Source organism: Aeromonas bestiarum (assembly GCF_000819745.1).
GTDB lineage: Bacteria > Pseudomonadota > Gammaproteobacteria > Enterobacterales > Aeromonadaceae > Aeromonas > Aeromonas bestiarum.
Genome location: NZ_CDDA01000028.1, coordinates 227848 through 243582, shown reverse-complemented (window position 1 = coordinate 243582; position 15735 = coordinate 227848). Strand labels below are relative to the sequence as shown.

Here is a 15735-nt window from a genome sequence, read left to right as displayed (position 1 = left end):
TTTGGCGACTGTTTCATGCCTGCGATCATGCTTCGCTGCGTATCACCTGAGCCGTGCTTCGCTCTGTTTTCTGAAGGCGCTGGGGGTCAGGCCGGCGATGCGGGAAAACTCGCGATTAAAGTTGGATTTGGTCTGAAAGCCTGCATTCATCAATATGTGGGTAATGGTCTCATCCGTGGTGAGCAACGCCTGTTTTGCATGCTCGATGCGATATTCATTGACCACTCTGGAGATGCTCTTCTGGTGTACCTGGTTGACCGCCATCGAGATTTGCTTGGCGGGAATACCCAGTTTGCGTGACAGCGCTGCCAGGGTCAGATCCGGGTCAAGGTAGCTGGCTTTTTCTCGCATCAATCTATCCACTCTTGCCACGATCTCGTCGGCCCGCTCTTGTGTCAATAATGACTCCGAGCTTGGTGCCCTGGGAATCTCCGGTATTTGCGGCTGGGCAATATCTTCGACAGCGGGGGTATTTACGCTCACCATGATGACGGCAATTGCCAGCACGGGCAGCAGCACCAGGTGAGCGAGCGTCAAAATATAAAGGGAATATCCGCCCTGATTAACCGCAAAGTCGAGTGAGATAGCCGCATCTATCATGGCAGAGAACAACAGCATCCAGCCCGCCACCTGCTCTGCCCTTTTCACGGCTTCCCAATGGCTGAACGAGACATGGATAAGCAGCGGCTCTTTGGCGGAGTAGCGTACCAGCGCGATGCCATAAAACAGATAAATGGCCGTAATGATCCCATCCAGTGGCAAGGCGAGAAAGGGGTGAGTGCAGAGACTGACGGCAACCAATATAGGTCCCGCAACATGGTGATAAGCGACCCTGTGGGTGTCGGTGGCTGCATGGGTAAAAATGAGCCAGGCGGCCACAGGGATCAGTGAGGCAAGTAGTGGCTGGGCCATGCTGAAGAGCGCAATATCGAATGTCCAGCGCAGCCCAACCAGCCCGGTGGTAGCCGCACAGAGCGCCAAAAACAGGCAAGCCGCTTTTGCTTGGTCGGCCAATCGCACATACAGGATCACCGCCAGCAAGACCAGCAGCAAAGAGACAACAAAGGGTAAGGGAATTGCGAGCATAACCGATCCGGATCCCAGTCATGGTGGTGAAAAGATAACGTCATGCCAGCATAACGATTTGCATCCAGGTAAAGAAGAATGTCGCGGACCAAGTCGGGTTTTAGCACGTCCTAAAACCGGTTTCAGGACGTCTACCGCTGCGTTAGCCCCCAGGATGGGTGACCAAATAACGCTGGAGATAGCCTGAATGTGCTCTTTTTATTTACTCGCGTGGCGCCGCTATGCTGATTTTTCCGGTCGCTCCTCCAGAAAGGAGTTCTGGATGTTCATGCTGGTTCATGTGCTGGTTACCCTGATGTGCATCGCATTGGATGTGGGCACCAATGGTCTGAGCGGCTTGGAGGTTGGTTATAGTGTGGTGAGCACCATCCCCATGGTCGCTATCATAGTCCGCCGGCTGCACGATATTGATCGCTCGGGATGGTGGGGATGGATCTTTTTTGTCCCTGGCGTGGGTCCCTTTGTGTTGATCTATTTGCTTGCTCGGCAAGCTTGTTCAGGCCGCCTATCCGTGAGGGAGGCATCATGAAACATTGCCTCTTGTTGCTCATGCTGATAAGTCCGGTCGCACTCGCTGACGCCGTCAATATTCACCCATTCCCCAAGGGGGCGCAGGGTATATTGTCGGTAGAGCGTCTGACCCAGGGGAAACTGTTGTGGCTGCAGGGCCGGGTTGGTGAGGGAAGCTATACCCGTGTTGATGGCGAAGGGCGTCACTGTACCATCAAGGTGCCGGTTGCAGTGGGTCGTGTTGCAAATACCGGGTTGGGGATAGACGCTGTGGAGGGACTGTCAATCATTGTGATGAATAAGCAGTTAAGCGAAGCCTTAATCAAGGGGGAGCGCATTAATAGCAACGAATGGCAGTTTGTTGCGCTGGCGGAACGTCGCGCCGCAGATGGCTACATAGTAAAAGGCATAGCGGCAGATGAAGGATTCGTGCTCAATTCAAAACGGCGCTGGATTTCCTGGCTATTGGATGAGGCGCCCATGCAGCATTGTCAGTAACCGCATTGAAAAACACCGCCTGTGGGCGGTGTTTGTCTATGGGCCTTATTGGGCCAGGGATTTTAGTTGCTGCTTGTCCGGCGGGTTATTCCAGTCGATGGGGCCGTGGGTGAAGCGGTACTGCAGGCGCGGCAGGCTGGTCTCCAGCCACTCTTCCCGAAAATAGGCATAGCCCTGATCCCAGTCAGGATCGTTCGCCCAGCCGGTTTGCAGGAAGTAGAGCCGGGTGCCCTGACCTTCCGGCACGAACCGCAGGCTGACCTGGGTCTTTTGCAGGCGAATATGGGGCAGGGAGGGCGGGAAATTCCAGCTGAAGCTGAGCAGGTCGTGGGGCATGACGGCCATCACCCGGCAGCCTTCGCTGCCACGTTCACCCAGTGGGGCATCGGGTCTGAAATAGATTTCGAACGGACCATTCGGTTCAGGCACCATCAGACATTCCGGCGCCAGGAAGCTGCGCAGGCCGCTCTCGGTTGTCCAGGCGCGCCAGACATCGTCGATATGGGCCGGAACAAAGATGTTACCTTCTATCTGCTTGTTATCCATAAATCAGCGAGCCTCAAACCATCCATACATGGGACTCAGGCAGTATAGCCCCACGGGCGATAAAATGGACAGAGGTGTGTCACATCCGTGCCATCCACCGGCCAGTCATACTGGCTTGGCAATTTGACATGATGTGGCGATCCATCGACAGTGGTGCCAGGTGATCATAGTGACGAGGAAGGCTTGATGATCAGAGTCATGCGAGAGACAGACACTCCCTACTTGGCGCAGTTGTTTCTGAAAGGGCGGCGTCAGACCTTTCACTGGGTCGATCCTTCCCACTTTCGGCTGGAGGATTTCGACGAGCAGACCCGGGGCGAGCAGATCTGGGTGGCCGAACAGGGCGGTGCCCCCTGCGGGTTTGTCTCCATCTGGGGGGATGAGAGCTTCGTGCATCATCTCTATGTGTCGGCCGACTGGCATGGTCAGGGGCTGGGGCGAGCCCTGCTTGCCCAGGGATTGGCGGCGTTCCAGAAACCGGCCTCGCTCAAGGTGGCGACCCATAATACGGCTGCCCTGGCCTTCTACCATCGCCTGGGCTGGCAGAACACGGAGGAGACGGGTCACTGCGAGATCACCGGCCCTTGGCGTCGACTCAGCCTCGAATAGTGCTCGTCAGCGGCAGGTAAAAATGAGGATGACGAATGTCAGGGGCCATGGGCCCCTGACGACAATATATAGCGTCAATCGTCTACCTTGAGTCTCGTGTGGGTGGCATGGGTTTTAACAGCCGTGGCCAATTGTAAAAATAGCTGACATAAGTGTGATGAGAAATATACCTGGGCGGTCCATGCCTATTTGCCAGGCCGGTATGGGGGAATTGTGCCGAGCGTGATCAGCTGGCCTTGCGCAATGACCAATGGGTGAATAAAGTTGCTGACATATTCAGCCAATAGTTTTTTGTTAAGAAAGTGACAGCAGCTATAAAATCATTATGTTGTTATCAGACAGGCATGCTATTCTCAAGCTGTGTTATCCCTGTGACAAACAAAAATAATTCTGTGAGGAAGTAATGAACGAGTTTCTGAAAGTTCTGCTGAACATTCGCAGCCTGCGCGCTGCCATCCGTGAATTGCCGTTTGAACAGCTGCAAGAAGCAAAAGAAAAGTTTGAGCTGGTATATAACGAGCGTGCCGAGTCTGTTGAACAAGAGCGTGCCGAACAGGAAGAGCGTCAGCGCAAGCTGAGCGAGTTCACTGAAATGCTGCAGCAAGCCGGTATCGACCCGCGCGAGCTGATCAACAGCGCCGCTGCTCCGGCCGCCGCTGCTGGCGCGACCAAGAGCAAGCGTGCTCCGCGTCCTGCCAAGTACAAGTACCAGGAAGACGGCCAGGAGAAGACCTGGACCGGCCAGGGCCGTATGCCGAAAGCCATTGCCGAGCAAGTTGCGCTGGGCAAGGATCTGAATGATTTCCTGATCTGATCCATTGGATCTGTCATGAATGATGCCGCCCGCGAGGCGGCATTATTATTTGTGCTCACCGAAACTCTCTCCTGTCAATTCCCCACTCATTTTGTACCGCCCCGTTTGTCGTCGTATGACGCATCGGTTCAGTCCATGTGTTTGCCTCCTTTATTGGCCGATTAATTGTGATCCGTCTGCATCTGGGTGGTGATGTTGCGCTCTATTTTATTGCAGCGCGCTTGTCGACCACTCGTGAGAGTCAATCTGCTGGACTCATATAGCCCGGTGCATATTCTTCTCTGTCATTCCCCAGAAAATTAGGGGGCATTAAGCTGCCCGCAAGCAAGCCGCGCTTCTTTTTTACTCATTGGGGTTGTCTGTGCCATTAAGCCAGCTGTTTTGCAGTTTTATCTGGCGCAGCATAATGGGGCGCCGCTATACCGTTGTTTATCATGGTGGGGGATATTTTCTTTATCCGCTGCGGACTCGGATATCCAGAATGTTCAACCTGAACGGATCACCCGGGTCGTGCGGACGTGGCGAGGGGGCTGCATTGCAAGGGGGGAGAGACGGGGGTAATCAGGCTCCCACAGGGGGAGCCTTCCCGGGTTCAACTGGCCAGCTGGGTATTCCAGAGCGCCTTGCCAGGCTGGACCTTGACGCTGTGCTGGCGGCGGGCCTCCACGGCATCGGCCAGCATGGCGAGCAGGGTCTGGGTATCGTCCCAGCACAGGCAGGCGTCGGTGACCGACTGGCCGTAGGCGAGCTGGTTCAAGGGCGCAGGCTTCTGGCTGCCCCCTTGCAGGAAGCTTTCGACCATGACGGCGGCGATGGCGTCGCTGCCTTCTCCCAGTTGACGACAGAGCTCCCCCGCCACCCGGATCTGGTTCTTGTGCAACTTCTGGCTGTTGCCGTGGCTGCAGTCCACCATCAGGCGGTGGCTGAGCCCCTGCCGCGTCAGTCGTTCGGCGGCATCCTCCACGTCGCTCTGGTGGTAATTGGGGCGCGTACCGCCGCGCAATATGATGTGGCCGGCCGGGTTGCCTTCGCTCTTGATCACCACAATGCCGCCCTGACTGCCAGGCGCGGTGAACAGGTGGGAGGCTTCACTGGCCTGGATGGCATCGATGGCCACCCGGATATTGCCGTCCGTGCCGTTCTTGAAGCCGACGGGGCAGGGCAGGGCCGAGGCCAGCTGCCGGTGCACCTGGGACTCGGTGGTACGGGCGCCTATCGCCCCCCAGCTGATGAGATCGGCCAGATAGAGGAAGCTGGTGGTATCGAGAAACTCGGTGGCGGTGGCCAGCCCCAGCCGGTTGATGTCGAGCAGCAGCTGGCGCGCCAGCCGCAGGCCATGGCCTATGTCGTTGCTGCCGTCCAGATGGGGGTCGAACACCAGTCCCTTCCAGCCGACCGTGGTGCGGGGCTTCTCGAAGTAGGTGCGCATCACTATCTGCAACCTGTCTTGATAGGCGTCGGCAAGCCGTGCCAGCCGCTGGGCGTAATCGAGGGCGGCGAGCGGATCATGGATGGAGCAGGGGCCTATCACCACCAGCAGACGATCGTCCTCTCCGGTCAGGATCTGGCGAACCTGCTGGCGATGGTGCGCGATCAGCGCCGTGGTCGGGGCGGGACAGGGATGAAGTGCCAACAGGTCGGCAGGAGTGGGGAGAGCCTCCACCGCGAAGGCGCGCATTACCGAGTTCAAAACTGCCATCTGGATTACCTTGCTGTGCAAACGGGAGTGAATGACGTGCGCGCCACGCCCGACCCCTGAGGTCATGGCGAGGGTGCTGCAATGGGGCATCATCACTGTTTATTGTTGAGAGTGATTATCATTATCTTGTTGTCTGCCTCAAATGCAAGCACAACCGAGCGGATCACCAGAATGGGGGGAGAGGGGTAAAAACGGGGGCGGGCAGATAGCCATCAAGCCCATGACCGGCAGGCCATGAGCTTGATAATGGGAGGGAAAATGTGGGGGATCAGCTGTCCATCACGTCGTGACGGGCGTGGTGATAGGCCTCTTCATCCTTGCCTTGACGCCAGTAGGGCACGGCGTAGACGCGCGTGCGATCCACCTCCAGGGTGCGCCTGACGTGACGGCGCAAGGGCACCACCAGCCCCTCTTCGCCGCCGAACCAGAAGTAGCTCGCCTGCTCCTGCATCGGCAGGGCGGTGAAATACGCCACCAGCGGTTCTGTCTGTTCGGGGGTGCCGATAAACCAGCGCAGGCTGACGCCGGCCGGCAGCGACAGATCCTGCACATCTTCCTGATAGGGCACCAGCAGGGCGATATGGCCCTGGGCGTCGGCGGGCATCACCTCCGCCATGGCGCTGATGGCGGGCAGGGAAGTGAGATCCCCCGCCATGTAGTAGTGCCGGGCGGGTTGCAGCATGGGATCCGGGCCGCCCGGGCCCGAGATGGCCAGCAGATCGCCGGGTTGTGCCTCCAGGGCAAAGCGGCTGGCGGGGCCGGCATCGCCGTGCAGCGCGAAGTCGATGTCCAGCTCCAGCGCCTCGCGGCGAAACGCCCGTATGGTGAAGGTGCGCATGATGGGGCGCTGGCTCGGGTCTTCCCAGCGCGGCCCTTGCGGGGTGGGCGTGGGCAGTACGGCATGGGCCTGGCCCGGCTGGGGCAGCATGATCTTGATATGGGCGCCGCCGCAGGTGAAGGGGTAGTCAGCGAGTTCCGGGCTGGTCAGGCAGACTCGGCGCAGGTGCGGGCTCACATCCCGGATGTGTTTGACCGTGAGCAGACGAGGACGATTGACCGGGGCGGGCTGAGACATATGGATACTCCTGACTGATAATGGCGCCCATTTTTCATTAAATGAAAACTATTATCAATTGCTTTGTGTGGCAGTCCATCAGGAAGGGGGCATGAAAAGGAGAGAAAAACGCCGCCTCTCATGGCATGAGTGGCGGCGTCGCCAGGCCTTGGGTTAGCTGCGATCGCTCCCCCCCAGCGCCTTGTAGATCCTGGCCATGGTGTTGAGCTGCTCCTTCTGCTGACCGAGTAGGGCGAGCTCGGCATCCCACAGCCGGTTCTGCTCATCCAGCCAGGCCTGCACCCCGGTGGCACCGGCCTGGAAACGGGCCTTGGCCAGCCGCTCGGCCTCTTTGGCAAACGCCAGCTGCTCGGCCAGATAGCTCAGGCGCTGCTCACCATGATGGCGGGCGGCCAGGCCATCTTCCACCTCCACCAGGGCTGTGTAGAGCTGCTTGCGAAACTCGGCCTCGGCGATCTGGTAGTCAAGCTCTGAACCAGCGATGGCGAGCCGGGTCTTGTTGTATTCGAGGAAGGGCAGCGCCAGGGTGGCGCCTAGGGTGCCTACCGGGTTTTGCAGCACCTGGGTCAGGGTATCCGAGCTGGTGCTGGCGCCGCCGGTGAGGCTCAAGCTGGGGTAGAAACCTGTGCGGATCTCGTCCCCTTTCGCCAGTGTCTTGCGCAGCCGCAGCTCGGAGGCGCGCACGTCGGGGCGCCGCGCCAGCACATCCGCCGGTATGCCGACTGCCAGCGACGGCGCGGGCGTCGTCGTCAGTGCGCTCGGGGCAAATGGCAGCGGACCACTGCTGCGACCGAGCAAGAGGCGCAGGGCGTTGCGGGCCTGTTCCTGCTGCATCAAGAGCGAGCTGAGTTCCGCCTGCTTGCCCGTCTTCTGCTGGCTGGCCTGCACCAAATCGAGCCGGGTGACGGCGCCGGCCTGGTACTTGGCCTGGGTCAGCTGTTCGGCGCGGGTGTAGTTTGCCAGTTGCCGCTCGCCCAGACTGACAGCCGAGCCGAGATAGGCCAGTTGCCAGTACTGCTCCAGCGCCTTGCCGATCAGCATCAGACGGGTGGCTGCCAGATCCTGGGCGGAAGCCTGGGCTTCCCAGCTCGCCTGATCCCGCGCTGAGGCGAGCCGGCCCCACAGATCCACCTCGTAGCTGAGGGTCAGGGTAGGACCCATGCTGCTGCTGGCCTTGCCACTTTTCAGATCCTTGGTGCCATTGCCCCCGAGACTGGCATTGACCGAGGGGGTCAGGTTGGTATCGGCATAATCTGCGCCCAGCAGTGCGCTTCTGAGCCTCAGCCCGGCGACCTGCATGTCCGGGTTGGCGGCCAGCACGGCCTCCACCAGCTGATCCAGCGCCGGATCATGGAACCCTTGCCACCAGAGGCCGGCTTGCTGCCGGGTGAGACCGTCGTCCGGCTGCTGCCAGCTCGGGGCCAGCGCCAGATCTTGTCTGTGATAGCTGCTCTGCTGGCTGCAGGCGCTCACGCCTGCGGCAAGGGCGAGGCAGAGCCCCAGTCTGGATAAGTTGTGCATCGTCATTCCCTCGCCAGCGCCTCGACCGGATCGAGCCGGGCGGCATTGCGGGCGGGCAGGTAACCAAACAGGATCCCGATGAGCGAGGAGCAGCCAAACGCCATCAGGATGGAAAAGAGCGAGAACTGCATCTGTATGCTCTCCACGAACAGGGAGAAGAGCAGGCCGATGAGCAGGGAGACGCCGACCCCGAGCAGGCCGCCGAGCAGGCTCACCATCACCGCCTCGATCAGAAACTGCTGCAGTATGTCGGACTGGCGGGCGCCGACCGCGATGCGGATCCCGATTTCGCGGGTGCGCTCCACCACCGAGACCAGCATGATGTTCATCACCCCGACCCCGCCGACGATGAGGGAGATCACCGCGATGGCGGAGACCAGCAGCGTCATGGTGGCCGTGGTCTTCTCCACCGATTTTATGATGCTGTCGCTGCTGAAGGTGAAGAAGTCCTTCACCCCGTGGCGCTGGGTCAGCAGCTCGATGGCGGCCTGTTCGGCCAGCGCCGGCTGCACCCCGTCCTTGACCCGTATGGTGAGCTGGCTGAAGTGGTTCTGGGAGATGAGGCGACTCATCACGGCGCTGTAGGGCAGCCAGACATTGACCGACTGGCTGCTGCGGCCAAACCCCGTCTCCTCTTCCACCACGCCTATGATGCGCACCGGCAGGGTGCCGACCAGCACCACCTGGCCGACGGGATCTTCCTCGCCGAGCAGACTCTTTATAGTTTTGCCATCCACCACGGCCACCGCGGCCCGGTTCTGGATGTCGCGCTCGTCAAACAGGCGGCCACTGGTGAGCTTCATCCCCTTGACCCGGAAGAAGTCGCTGCCGACCCCCACTATGCTGCCACTGCTGGTTTTGTTGCGATAACGCAGCTGGCCGGGCGAGGCGATCTGGGGACTGGCCCCTTCCAGATAAGGCTGGCCGAGCAGGGCATCGAGATCCCGCTTGTTGAGGGTCTGGATGCTGGCAGCCTTCTCGTCCCCCCAATCCTTGCCGGGGAAGATGTCGATGGTGTTAGTGCCCATGGCGTTGATCTGATCGATCACCTTGGCGCGGGTGCCCTGACCGAGTGCGACCACACTCACCACGGCGGCTATGCCTATGATGATGCCTAGCATGGTGAGGAAGGTGCGCATGCGGTGTGCCAGCATGGCGTGCAGCGCCATGCGCCCCGCCTCGCGATAGCGATCCCAGTCGTTGCCACCGGCTCTGGCGGCGGGTGGTGCAGACGTGAGGGGGGCTGTGGCCGTGGCCGGTTTGCCGCTGTCTTCCAGCACCCGGCCATCGCGCAGCGTGATGATGCGATCCGCGTGGCTGGCCACCGCCATGTCGTGGGTCACCAGTATGATGGTGTGGCCTTGGGCGTGCAGCTCCTTGAGGATGGCCATCACCTCCTTGCCGCTTTGGCTGTCGAGGGCGCCTGTGGGCTCATCGGCGAGGATCACCTCGCCGCCGTTGGCCAGCGCCCGGGCGATACTGACCCGCTGCTGCTGGCCGCCGGAGAGTTGGCCCGGGGTGTGATGGCTGCGATCGCTCAGGCCCAGCCGTGCCAGCAGGGCTTGGGAGCGCGCCTGCCGTTCGGGACGGGAGGCTCCGGCATAGACGGCCGGGATCTCCACGTTGGCGGCGGCATTGAGGTGTGGCAGCAGGTGGTAGCGCTGAAAGATGAAGCCAAAGTGGTGGCAGCGCAACCGGGCCAGGGAGAGGGCATCCAGAGTGGCAGTATCCTGCCCCCGAAATAGATACCGGCCCGCGCTTGGACGATCGAGGCAGCCGAGCAGGTTCATCAGGGTGGATTTGCCTGAGCCGGAGGCGCCGACGATGGCGATCATTTCCCCCGCCTCTATGGTCAGATCCATCGGATGCAGGACTGTGACCTCCTGCTCTCCGCTCTGATAGCATCGCTCTATGCCCTGGAGCTGGATCAGCGGCTCGCTCACAGCATGATCTCCATGTCATCGTTGCTGACCGGCTTGCCCTGGTTCAGGGTGACCTTCTCCTGCTCGCTCAGGCCGCTGACCACTTCCACCTTGATGTCATCCTTCATGCCGGTCTTGATGCGGCGCGTCTCTTTCTGATCGTCATCCTTGAGCAGAGTGACCTCGTACTCGTTCTCCCCCAGCTTCTTGCCAAGGGCCGTCTGTGGAATGGTCAGCACCTGCTTGCGCTCGCCGAGCACTATGGTGACTTGGGTGGTCATGGCGACCCGCAGGGTGTGATCCGGGTTGGGTACGTCGAACAGGGCGTAGTAGTAGACGGCGGCATTGCTGGTGGCCGTGGTGCTGGTGGCCTGCTCGTTGATGTTGGTGGGGGCCAGCTCGACCGTGCGCAGGGTACCGTGATAGCGAGTGTCCGCATCTCCCATCAGGGTGAAGTAGACCGGCATGCCGGCCTTGACTCGAGTGACATCCGCCTCCGAGATCTGCGCCTTCACCGTCATTGTCTCCAGGTTGGCGAGCTTGAGCAGGGTCGGCACCGTCTGGCTGGCGGCCAGGGTCTGGCCCTGGCGGGTCACTATGCTGACGACTGTGCCATCCATGGGGGCCAGGATGCGGTTATAGCCCAGCTCCGTCTTGGTGCGATCCACCTTGATCAGCGCATTCTCGATCTCGGCCTGGGCGCTCTGCAACTCGGCCCGGGTGACCGCCAGCTGGGCTTCGGCGCTCTCCAGATCGGCGCGGGAGCTGGCTTCCTGCTTGAACATCTGCTGCTGGCGACGCCAGGCCAGCTCGTTTTGCTTGAGCTGTGCCTGCTTGATCTTGAGCTGGGCGCGGCGGCTGGCGAGATCTGCCTCGGCGGTCTTGAGGTTGTTCTGGGCGATCAGCGGGTCTATCTCGGCCAGCAGGTCCCCCTGCTTGACGCGCTGTCCGGCCTCGACCGCCAGATAGGTCACCTGACCCGAGACCTGGGCACCCACATCCACCTGCTCTATGGCCTGCAGTACGCCGCTGGCCAGCACAGTCTGCTCCACATCCTGACGAGTCACTGGCGCGCTCAGCACCGGCTCGGGGGCCTTGTTCGGCCAGGCCAGCCAGGAGATGGCAGCCAGCGGGAGCAGGATGAGCAGGGCGAATTTTCGCTGCTTGGGGGTTATGTTCATTTATCACCTGAAAGAAACGTGCGAAGGCGTGCAAGGGCAATATCCTGCAGCAAACGAGGCTTAAAAAACAGCGATGAATATGTAAGGAAACATGTAGATAGCCTTGTCATTACCGGCCTTGCCTGCCGTCAGGGCAGTGGCTGGGTGGCGGCCTGGATGGACAGGGTGGCGAGGTGCGAGAGCGTGCGGCGAGAGGGAATAACGCGAGGCGATGCCGTGTTGGCAAGCGGCGCCCACCCGTGGGGTGGGCGCCAGGCAGATCAGCCGACGGCCTTGAGCTGTTCGGCGTAGGGTTCGTGGCAGATCTGGATATCGATCGGCAGCTTGTAGATGAGCAGGCGGGCCAGTGACCCTTCCATCCAGTGGTGGCGGCTGCCCACCAGCAACAGATCCGCCGGGTGCGCGTCCAGCCAGCGCTTCAGATCGGGCACCACGTCATCGACCACCAGACACTGGTAATCCACCGGGTGCTGCAGTGTGGTGATGAGCTCGCTGATGATGGCCTTGGCATCCAGGGTGCCCTGGGCACTGCGTTCCTCCTCGGACAGTGACAGGCTCTTGCGGCGCATCTTGCTGCTGTGGGTCAGGTGCAGCAGGGTCAATTCACCGCCCATTCCCTGTACCAACCGGCTTGCTTTGGCCAGTGTCTCCTGCTCGTAATCCTTGCCTTCCAGCAACAGCACAATATGGGTTGAGGTCATAAGCAGTTCTCCTTGGCATGGCGCGGGGCACCGGGGACAAATTGTCTGTCCCCTACCACTGTGTTCCCGCTATGTGTCGCATAGAACGAACCGGTTTCGCGCGTCTGGCGTCACTCTTTGTCGGTGATGCATCGCAAAACCATGTTCATTCACATCATCATAACAGACTGAGTTGAATGGAAAATGAAGGGAACCCTGCTTTTTGACGGTTCATCGGTCTGTTGGCAGTGAAAAATCTGACAGGGCAGCATGTTTGCGCTGTGGATGGGCGTCAAAAACCAGGATCCTGTGGTTTGGCATCGATGAGAGTGCGGGTGGGAGCCGTTTGGGGTGTGCGGGAGGCGGTGGCAAGAGTGGGCGACGAAGGGTGGAGAGGGAACCAGCCCTGGCCGGCTCCCTCTCCTCTGAACTCAAGCCGGGTCTGAGGAGAGATACTGGGTCAGCCAGGGCAGCCCCTCTTTCTTGCGGCTGACGGCGCCAGCCAGATGGGTCGGCTGCTCGGGCAGTATGCCGTTACTGGCGAAGTAGAGCAGGCTACCGCCCTTGGCCAGATCGGTCAGCATCAGCACATAGGCATCCAGCTCATTTTGTTCCAGCCGGTCTTGCATGGCCTGCACCAGCTCGGCCTGGCGGGTGTGGATCTGCGCCGGATCCATCACGCAGATCTGGCTGACATAGAGCTTGTAACCGGCGATCTGGTACGCCTTCTCATCGGCGACGAGCAGTTCTGACATAGGGGCGTCACCGAGCTGGGTACGCCGCTCCAGCAGGGTCTGTGCGAAGGGTTCCAGCGCCAGATCGGCCAGTGGCAGCAGTGCATTGACGGCGGCGCGATCACGGGCCGTGGTGGTCGGCGAGGTGAGGCTGAAGGTGTCGCTGATGATGGCCCCTAGCAGCAGGCGAGCCTGGGTGCGAGAGAGGGTGTCATATCCCATCAGCTCCAGCAGGACGGTGGCGCTGCAACCCACGGCCCGGATCCAGGCATCGAGCGGGCCCCGGGTGATGAGTGTGCCTATCCTGTGGTGATCGATCAGCCCCTGCACGTCGGCCTCGGCCAGCCCCTCCGGCCCCTGCTCCAGCTCGCTGAAATCCACCAGAAACACAGATTTGTTGGCCACGCTGCCCTGCAGCAGGGGCGGGGTATCGACCCCGGCAGTTTCCAGAATGAAGCGGGTTTCGGCTATGGGTTCACCCAGGGCATAGGCCTGGGCCTGCCGGCCCTGGCGATTGAGCCAGTCGGCGGTGACCAGGGCGGTACAGATGCTGTCGCTATCGGGGTTCTTGTGGCCAAACACATGGAGCATAAAGACATTCCTGACGTTGGAGGCTAGCCTGGCCGAGATCGCGATGACGCAGATCGGGCAGGGGGCGCGGCTAAGATGGCTAAACGGAGTGAGGGCTTGCCCCCAGTCTGGTTTCACTCTATGCAGCTGTGCTACTTATGGCAACCAGGCTGATCCGCTAGCCCCTTGCCGCCCCCCGTCGTGCGGGTGGGCGGAGCCGGTCATGGCGAGCACCTTGTTGCAGACCCAGACCCAGACCCAGACCCAGACCCAGACCCAGACCCAGACCCAGACCCAGACCCAGACCCAGACCCAGATCCAGACCCAGACCCATGCTCGGATCCTGCCCCAGGAACTTGGCTGCAGCTCAGGTGTTGTCCTGTCTACCGCTGGCGCCAGTGCCGGATCCGGGTCAGAGAGGCTGCTCTGATATTGGTTGGCCAGCCAGAGGAGGGGATTGTGGGAGAGGAAAAGAGCATGAGGCAATGAGGGGAGAGCAATAAAAAAGGAGAGCCCAACCCTGCGGGTCTGGCGCTCCCTTTTACTGCCTGCCTGGAGATGCTTGCTCAGGAGGCCAGCAGCTCGCGGGCATTGGCCAGGGTATTGTCCGTGATATGGTCGCCGCCCAGCAAACGAGCCAGCTCCTTGAGGCGGGCTCCCTGATCCAGCGCCTGCATCTGGGTCTCAGTTGTCTTGCCGTCCGTGTGCTTGCTCACCACCATGTGCTGGTGGCCCTTGCCAGCCACCTGCGGCAGGTGAGTCACCACCATGACCTGAGTGGATTCACCGAGCTGGCGCAGCAGACGACCCACCACGGCGGCGGTGGGGCCGCTGATCCCCACGTCCACCTCATCGAAAATCAGAGTCGGGGTCGAGACCTTGCGGGCGCTGATCACCACTATGGCGAGGCTGATCCGCGACAGTTCACCGCCGGAGGCCACCTTGCCAAGCGGCTGGATCGGTTGCCCCGGGTTGGTGGTGACCATAAATTCCACCCGATCGATACCGAGTGGCGACAGGCTGCTCTGGGCATCCGGTCGTACCTCGATGGCGAAGCGGCCGTCCGGCATCGCCAGCTCGTGCATGCTGGTGGTCACCTTGGTGCCTAGCTCCTGGGCGTAACGCTGACGGCTCTGGCTCAGGGCCTCGGCGGCCTGCACGAAGGCGAGGCGGGCCTCGGCCAGTTCATCTTCCATGCCCTCGAGGCGCTCCTCGTCGGAGTTGAGGCGGGCGAGATCACTGGCCAGATCCTGATGATGCAGGGCCAGCTCGGCCGGTTTGACATGGTGCTTGCGGGCCAGATTGATGGCTTTGGAGAGACGGGCTTCCAGCTCGTTGAAGCGTTCGGGATCCAGTTCAAGCCGATCCAGATAGCTGCGCAGCTCGCTGTGGCTCTCCTGCACGCCTATCATCGCCTCGTTCAGCATCTCCAGCACAGGGGTGAGCCGGCTGTCCATGCCCACCAGACCCTCGGCCTTGTCGACGGCGATCTGCAACAGGCCGGCGATGGTGGTCTCTTCGTTGTCATAGAGCAGATCGAGACAGGCGCCGCACTCCTGCATCAGCTCGGTGCCGTTGGCGAGCCGCTGATGCTCTTCTTCGATCGCCTCGAACTCCCCCGGTTGCAGGGCAAACTCGTCCAGCTCCTGCACCTGATATTCGATGAGCTGACGGCGGGCCTCCCGCTGTTGCTGCTCGGCCTTGAGGCGGTTGAGTTCGTTTTGCAGCTGACGCCACAGCTGATAGTGCTGGCGCACTTCGTCCAGCAGCAGGTGATGGCCGGCATAGCCATCCAGCAAGCTGAGCTGATAGTCGGGTTTGAGCAGGAGCTGGTGGGCGTGCTGGCCGTGGACGTTGACCAGCAGTTGACCCAGGTTCTTGAGCTGGGTCAGGGGGACGGGTACGCCGTTGATGTAGCTGCGGGAGCGCCCCTCGGCGGAGAGCACCCGCCGCACTATGCATTCGCCTTCGTTGTCCAGCTCGTTGGTGGCGAGCCAGGCGCGGGCGGCCGGGTTGCCGTCCAGCAGGAAACGGGCGCTGACCTCTGTCTTGTCGCTATCGGGGCGCACCATGCTGGCTTCGGCCCGCTCGCCGAGGCAGAGGCCGAGCGCGTCTATGGCGATGGATTTACCGGCACCCGTCTCACCCGTAATGCAGGTCATGCCGGGTTGCAGATCGAGTTCGAGAAACTTGACGATGGCGAAGTTGTTGACGGTCAGCTGGGTCAGCATGGTCTCATCCTGTATGGGCCAACATTACTGTGTATGCATCCAGTATATACTGGTTTTAC

Annotated in this window: 15 protein-coding genes; 5 read left to right on the top strand and 10 right to left on the bottom strand. The window is 60.9% G+C overall.

What is annotated here, in order from left to right; all coding sequences use genetic code 11:
* Positions 1-42 precede the first annotated feature (42 nt).
* Positions 43-1086: a helix-turn-helix domain-containing protein gene (locus tag BN1118_RS14420; RefSeq protein ID WP_043556800.1), complete on the bottom strand. Its 1044-nt coding sequence runs from the start codon at positions 1084-1086 to the stop codon at positions 43-45.
* A 187-nt stretch (positions 1087-1273) separates the two neighbouring features.
* Between BN1118_RS14420 and BN1118_RS14415 the strand changes: the two genes are divergently transcribed.
* Both BN1118_RS14415 and BN1118_RS14410 read left to right on the top strand, forming a co-directional pair.
* Positions 1274-1615: a DUF805 domain-containing protein gene (locus BN1118_RS14415; RefSeq protein ID WP_043556799.1), complete on the top strand. Its 342-nt coding sequence runs from the start codon at positions 1274-1276 to the stop codon at positions 1613-1615.
* On the top strand, positions 1612-2094 hold the full coding sequence (locus BN1118_RS14410; RefSeq protein WP_043556798.1) for a hypothetical protein: 483 nt from the start codon (positions 1612-1614) through the stop codon (positions 2092-2094). Before BN1118_RS14415 ends, BN1118_RS14410 begins: the two co-directional genes overlap by 4 nt.
* Positions 2095-2139: 45 nt before the next feature.
* Here BN1118_RS14410 and BN1118_RS14405 read toward each other — a convergent pair whose 3' ends face one another.
* Positions 2140-2640, bottom strand: a complete 501-nt coding sequence (locus tag BN1118_RS14405; RefSeq protein WP_011706794.1) for an SRPBCC family protein — start codon at positions 2638-2640, stop codon at positions 2140-2142.
* 186 nt (positions 2641-2826) lie between these two features.
* On the opposite strand from BN1118_RS14405, the gene BN1118_RS14400 reads away from it, so the two are divergent.
* Positions 2827-3249: a GNAT family N-acetyltransferase gene (locus BN1118_RS14400; protein WP_043556796.1), complete on the top strand. Its 423-nt coding sequence runs from the start codon at positions 2827-2829 to the stop codon at positions 3247-3249.
* A 403-nt stretch (positions 3250-3652) separates the two neighbouring features.
* Positions 3653-4063, top strand: a complete 411-nt coding sequence (locus BN1118_RS14395; RefSeq protein WP_043134332.1) for an H-NS family histone-like protein — start codon at positions 3653-3655, stop codon at positions 4061-4063.
* Between the two features lie 592 nt (positions 4064-4655).
* Here BN1118_RS14395 and BN1118_RS14390 read toward each other — a convergent pair.
* The 7 genes from BN1118_RS14390 to BN1118_RS14360 form a co-directional block, all read right to left on the bottom strand.
* The gene (locus BN1118_RS14390; RefSeq protein ID WP_043556839.1) at positions 4656-5762 is read right to left on the bottom strand and encodes a 3-deoxy-7-phosphoheptulonate synthase; all 1107 of its coding nucleotides are present in this window, start codon (positions 5760-5762) and stop codon (positions 4656-4658) included.
* A 268-nt stretch (positions 5763-6030) separates the two neighbouring features.
* The gene (locus BN1118_RS14385; RefSeq protein ID WP_043134329.1) at positions 6031-6837 is read right to left on the bottom strand and encodes a siderophore-interacting protein; all 807 of its coding nucleotides are present in this window, start codon (positions 6835-6837) and stop codon (positions 6031-6033) included.
* A gap of 153 nt (positions 6838-6990) precedes the next feature.
* On the bottom strand, positions 6991-8364 hold the full coding sequence (locus BN1118_RS14380) for an efflux transporter outer membrane subunit (RefSeq protein ID WP_043556794.1): 1374 nt from the start codon (positions 8362-8364) through the stop codon (positions 6991-6993).
* Positions 8361-10301 (bottom strand): MacB family efflux pump subunit, encoded by a 1941-nt coding sequence (locus BN1118_RS14375; protein ID WP_043556792.1) that lies wholly within the window; start codon positions 10299-10301, stop codon positions 8361-8363. Before BN1118_RS14375 ends, BN1118_RS14380 begins: the two co-directional genes overlap by 4 nt.
* The gene (locus BN1118_RS14370) at positions 10298-11461 is read right to left on the bottom strand and encodes an efflux RND transporter periplasmic adaptor subunit (protein ID WP_042871159.1); all 1164 of its coding nucleotides are present in this window, start codon (positions 11459-11461) and stop codon (positions 10298-10300) included. Before BN1118_RS14370 ends, BN1118_RS14375 begins: the two co-directional genes overlap by 4 nt.
* 260 nt (positions 11462-11721) lie before the next feature.
* Entirely contained in the window at positions 11722-12162 is a 441-nt protein-coding gene (locus BN1118_RS14365; RefSeq protein ID WP_043134323.1) for a universal stress protein, read from the bottom strand.
* 410 nt (positions 12163-12572) lie between these two features.
* Positions 12573-13466, bottom strand: a complete 894-nt coding sequence (locus BN1118_RS14360; protein ID WP_043556791.1) for a DHHA2 domain-containing protein — start codon at positions 13464-13466, stop codon at positions 12573-12575.
* Between the two features lie 202 nt (positions 13467-13668).
* On the opposite strand from BN1118_RS14360, the gene BN1118_RS22145 reads away from it, so the two are divergent.
* Entirely contained in the window at positions 13669-13875 is a 207-nt protein-coding gene (locus BN1118_RS22145) for a hypothetical protein (protein ID WP_043556789.1), read from the top strand.
* A 136-nt stretch (positions 13876-14011) separates the two neighbouring features.
* Here the strand turns inward: BN1118_RS22145 and recN are convergent, their stop codons facing one another.
* Complete coding sequence (gene recN / locus BN1118_RS14350) at positions 14012-15676, bottom strand: DNA repair protein RecN (RefSeq protein WP_043556787.1); 1665 nt, start codon at positions 15674-15676, stop codon at positions 14012-14014.
* Positions 15677-15735 lie beyond the last annotated feature (59 nt).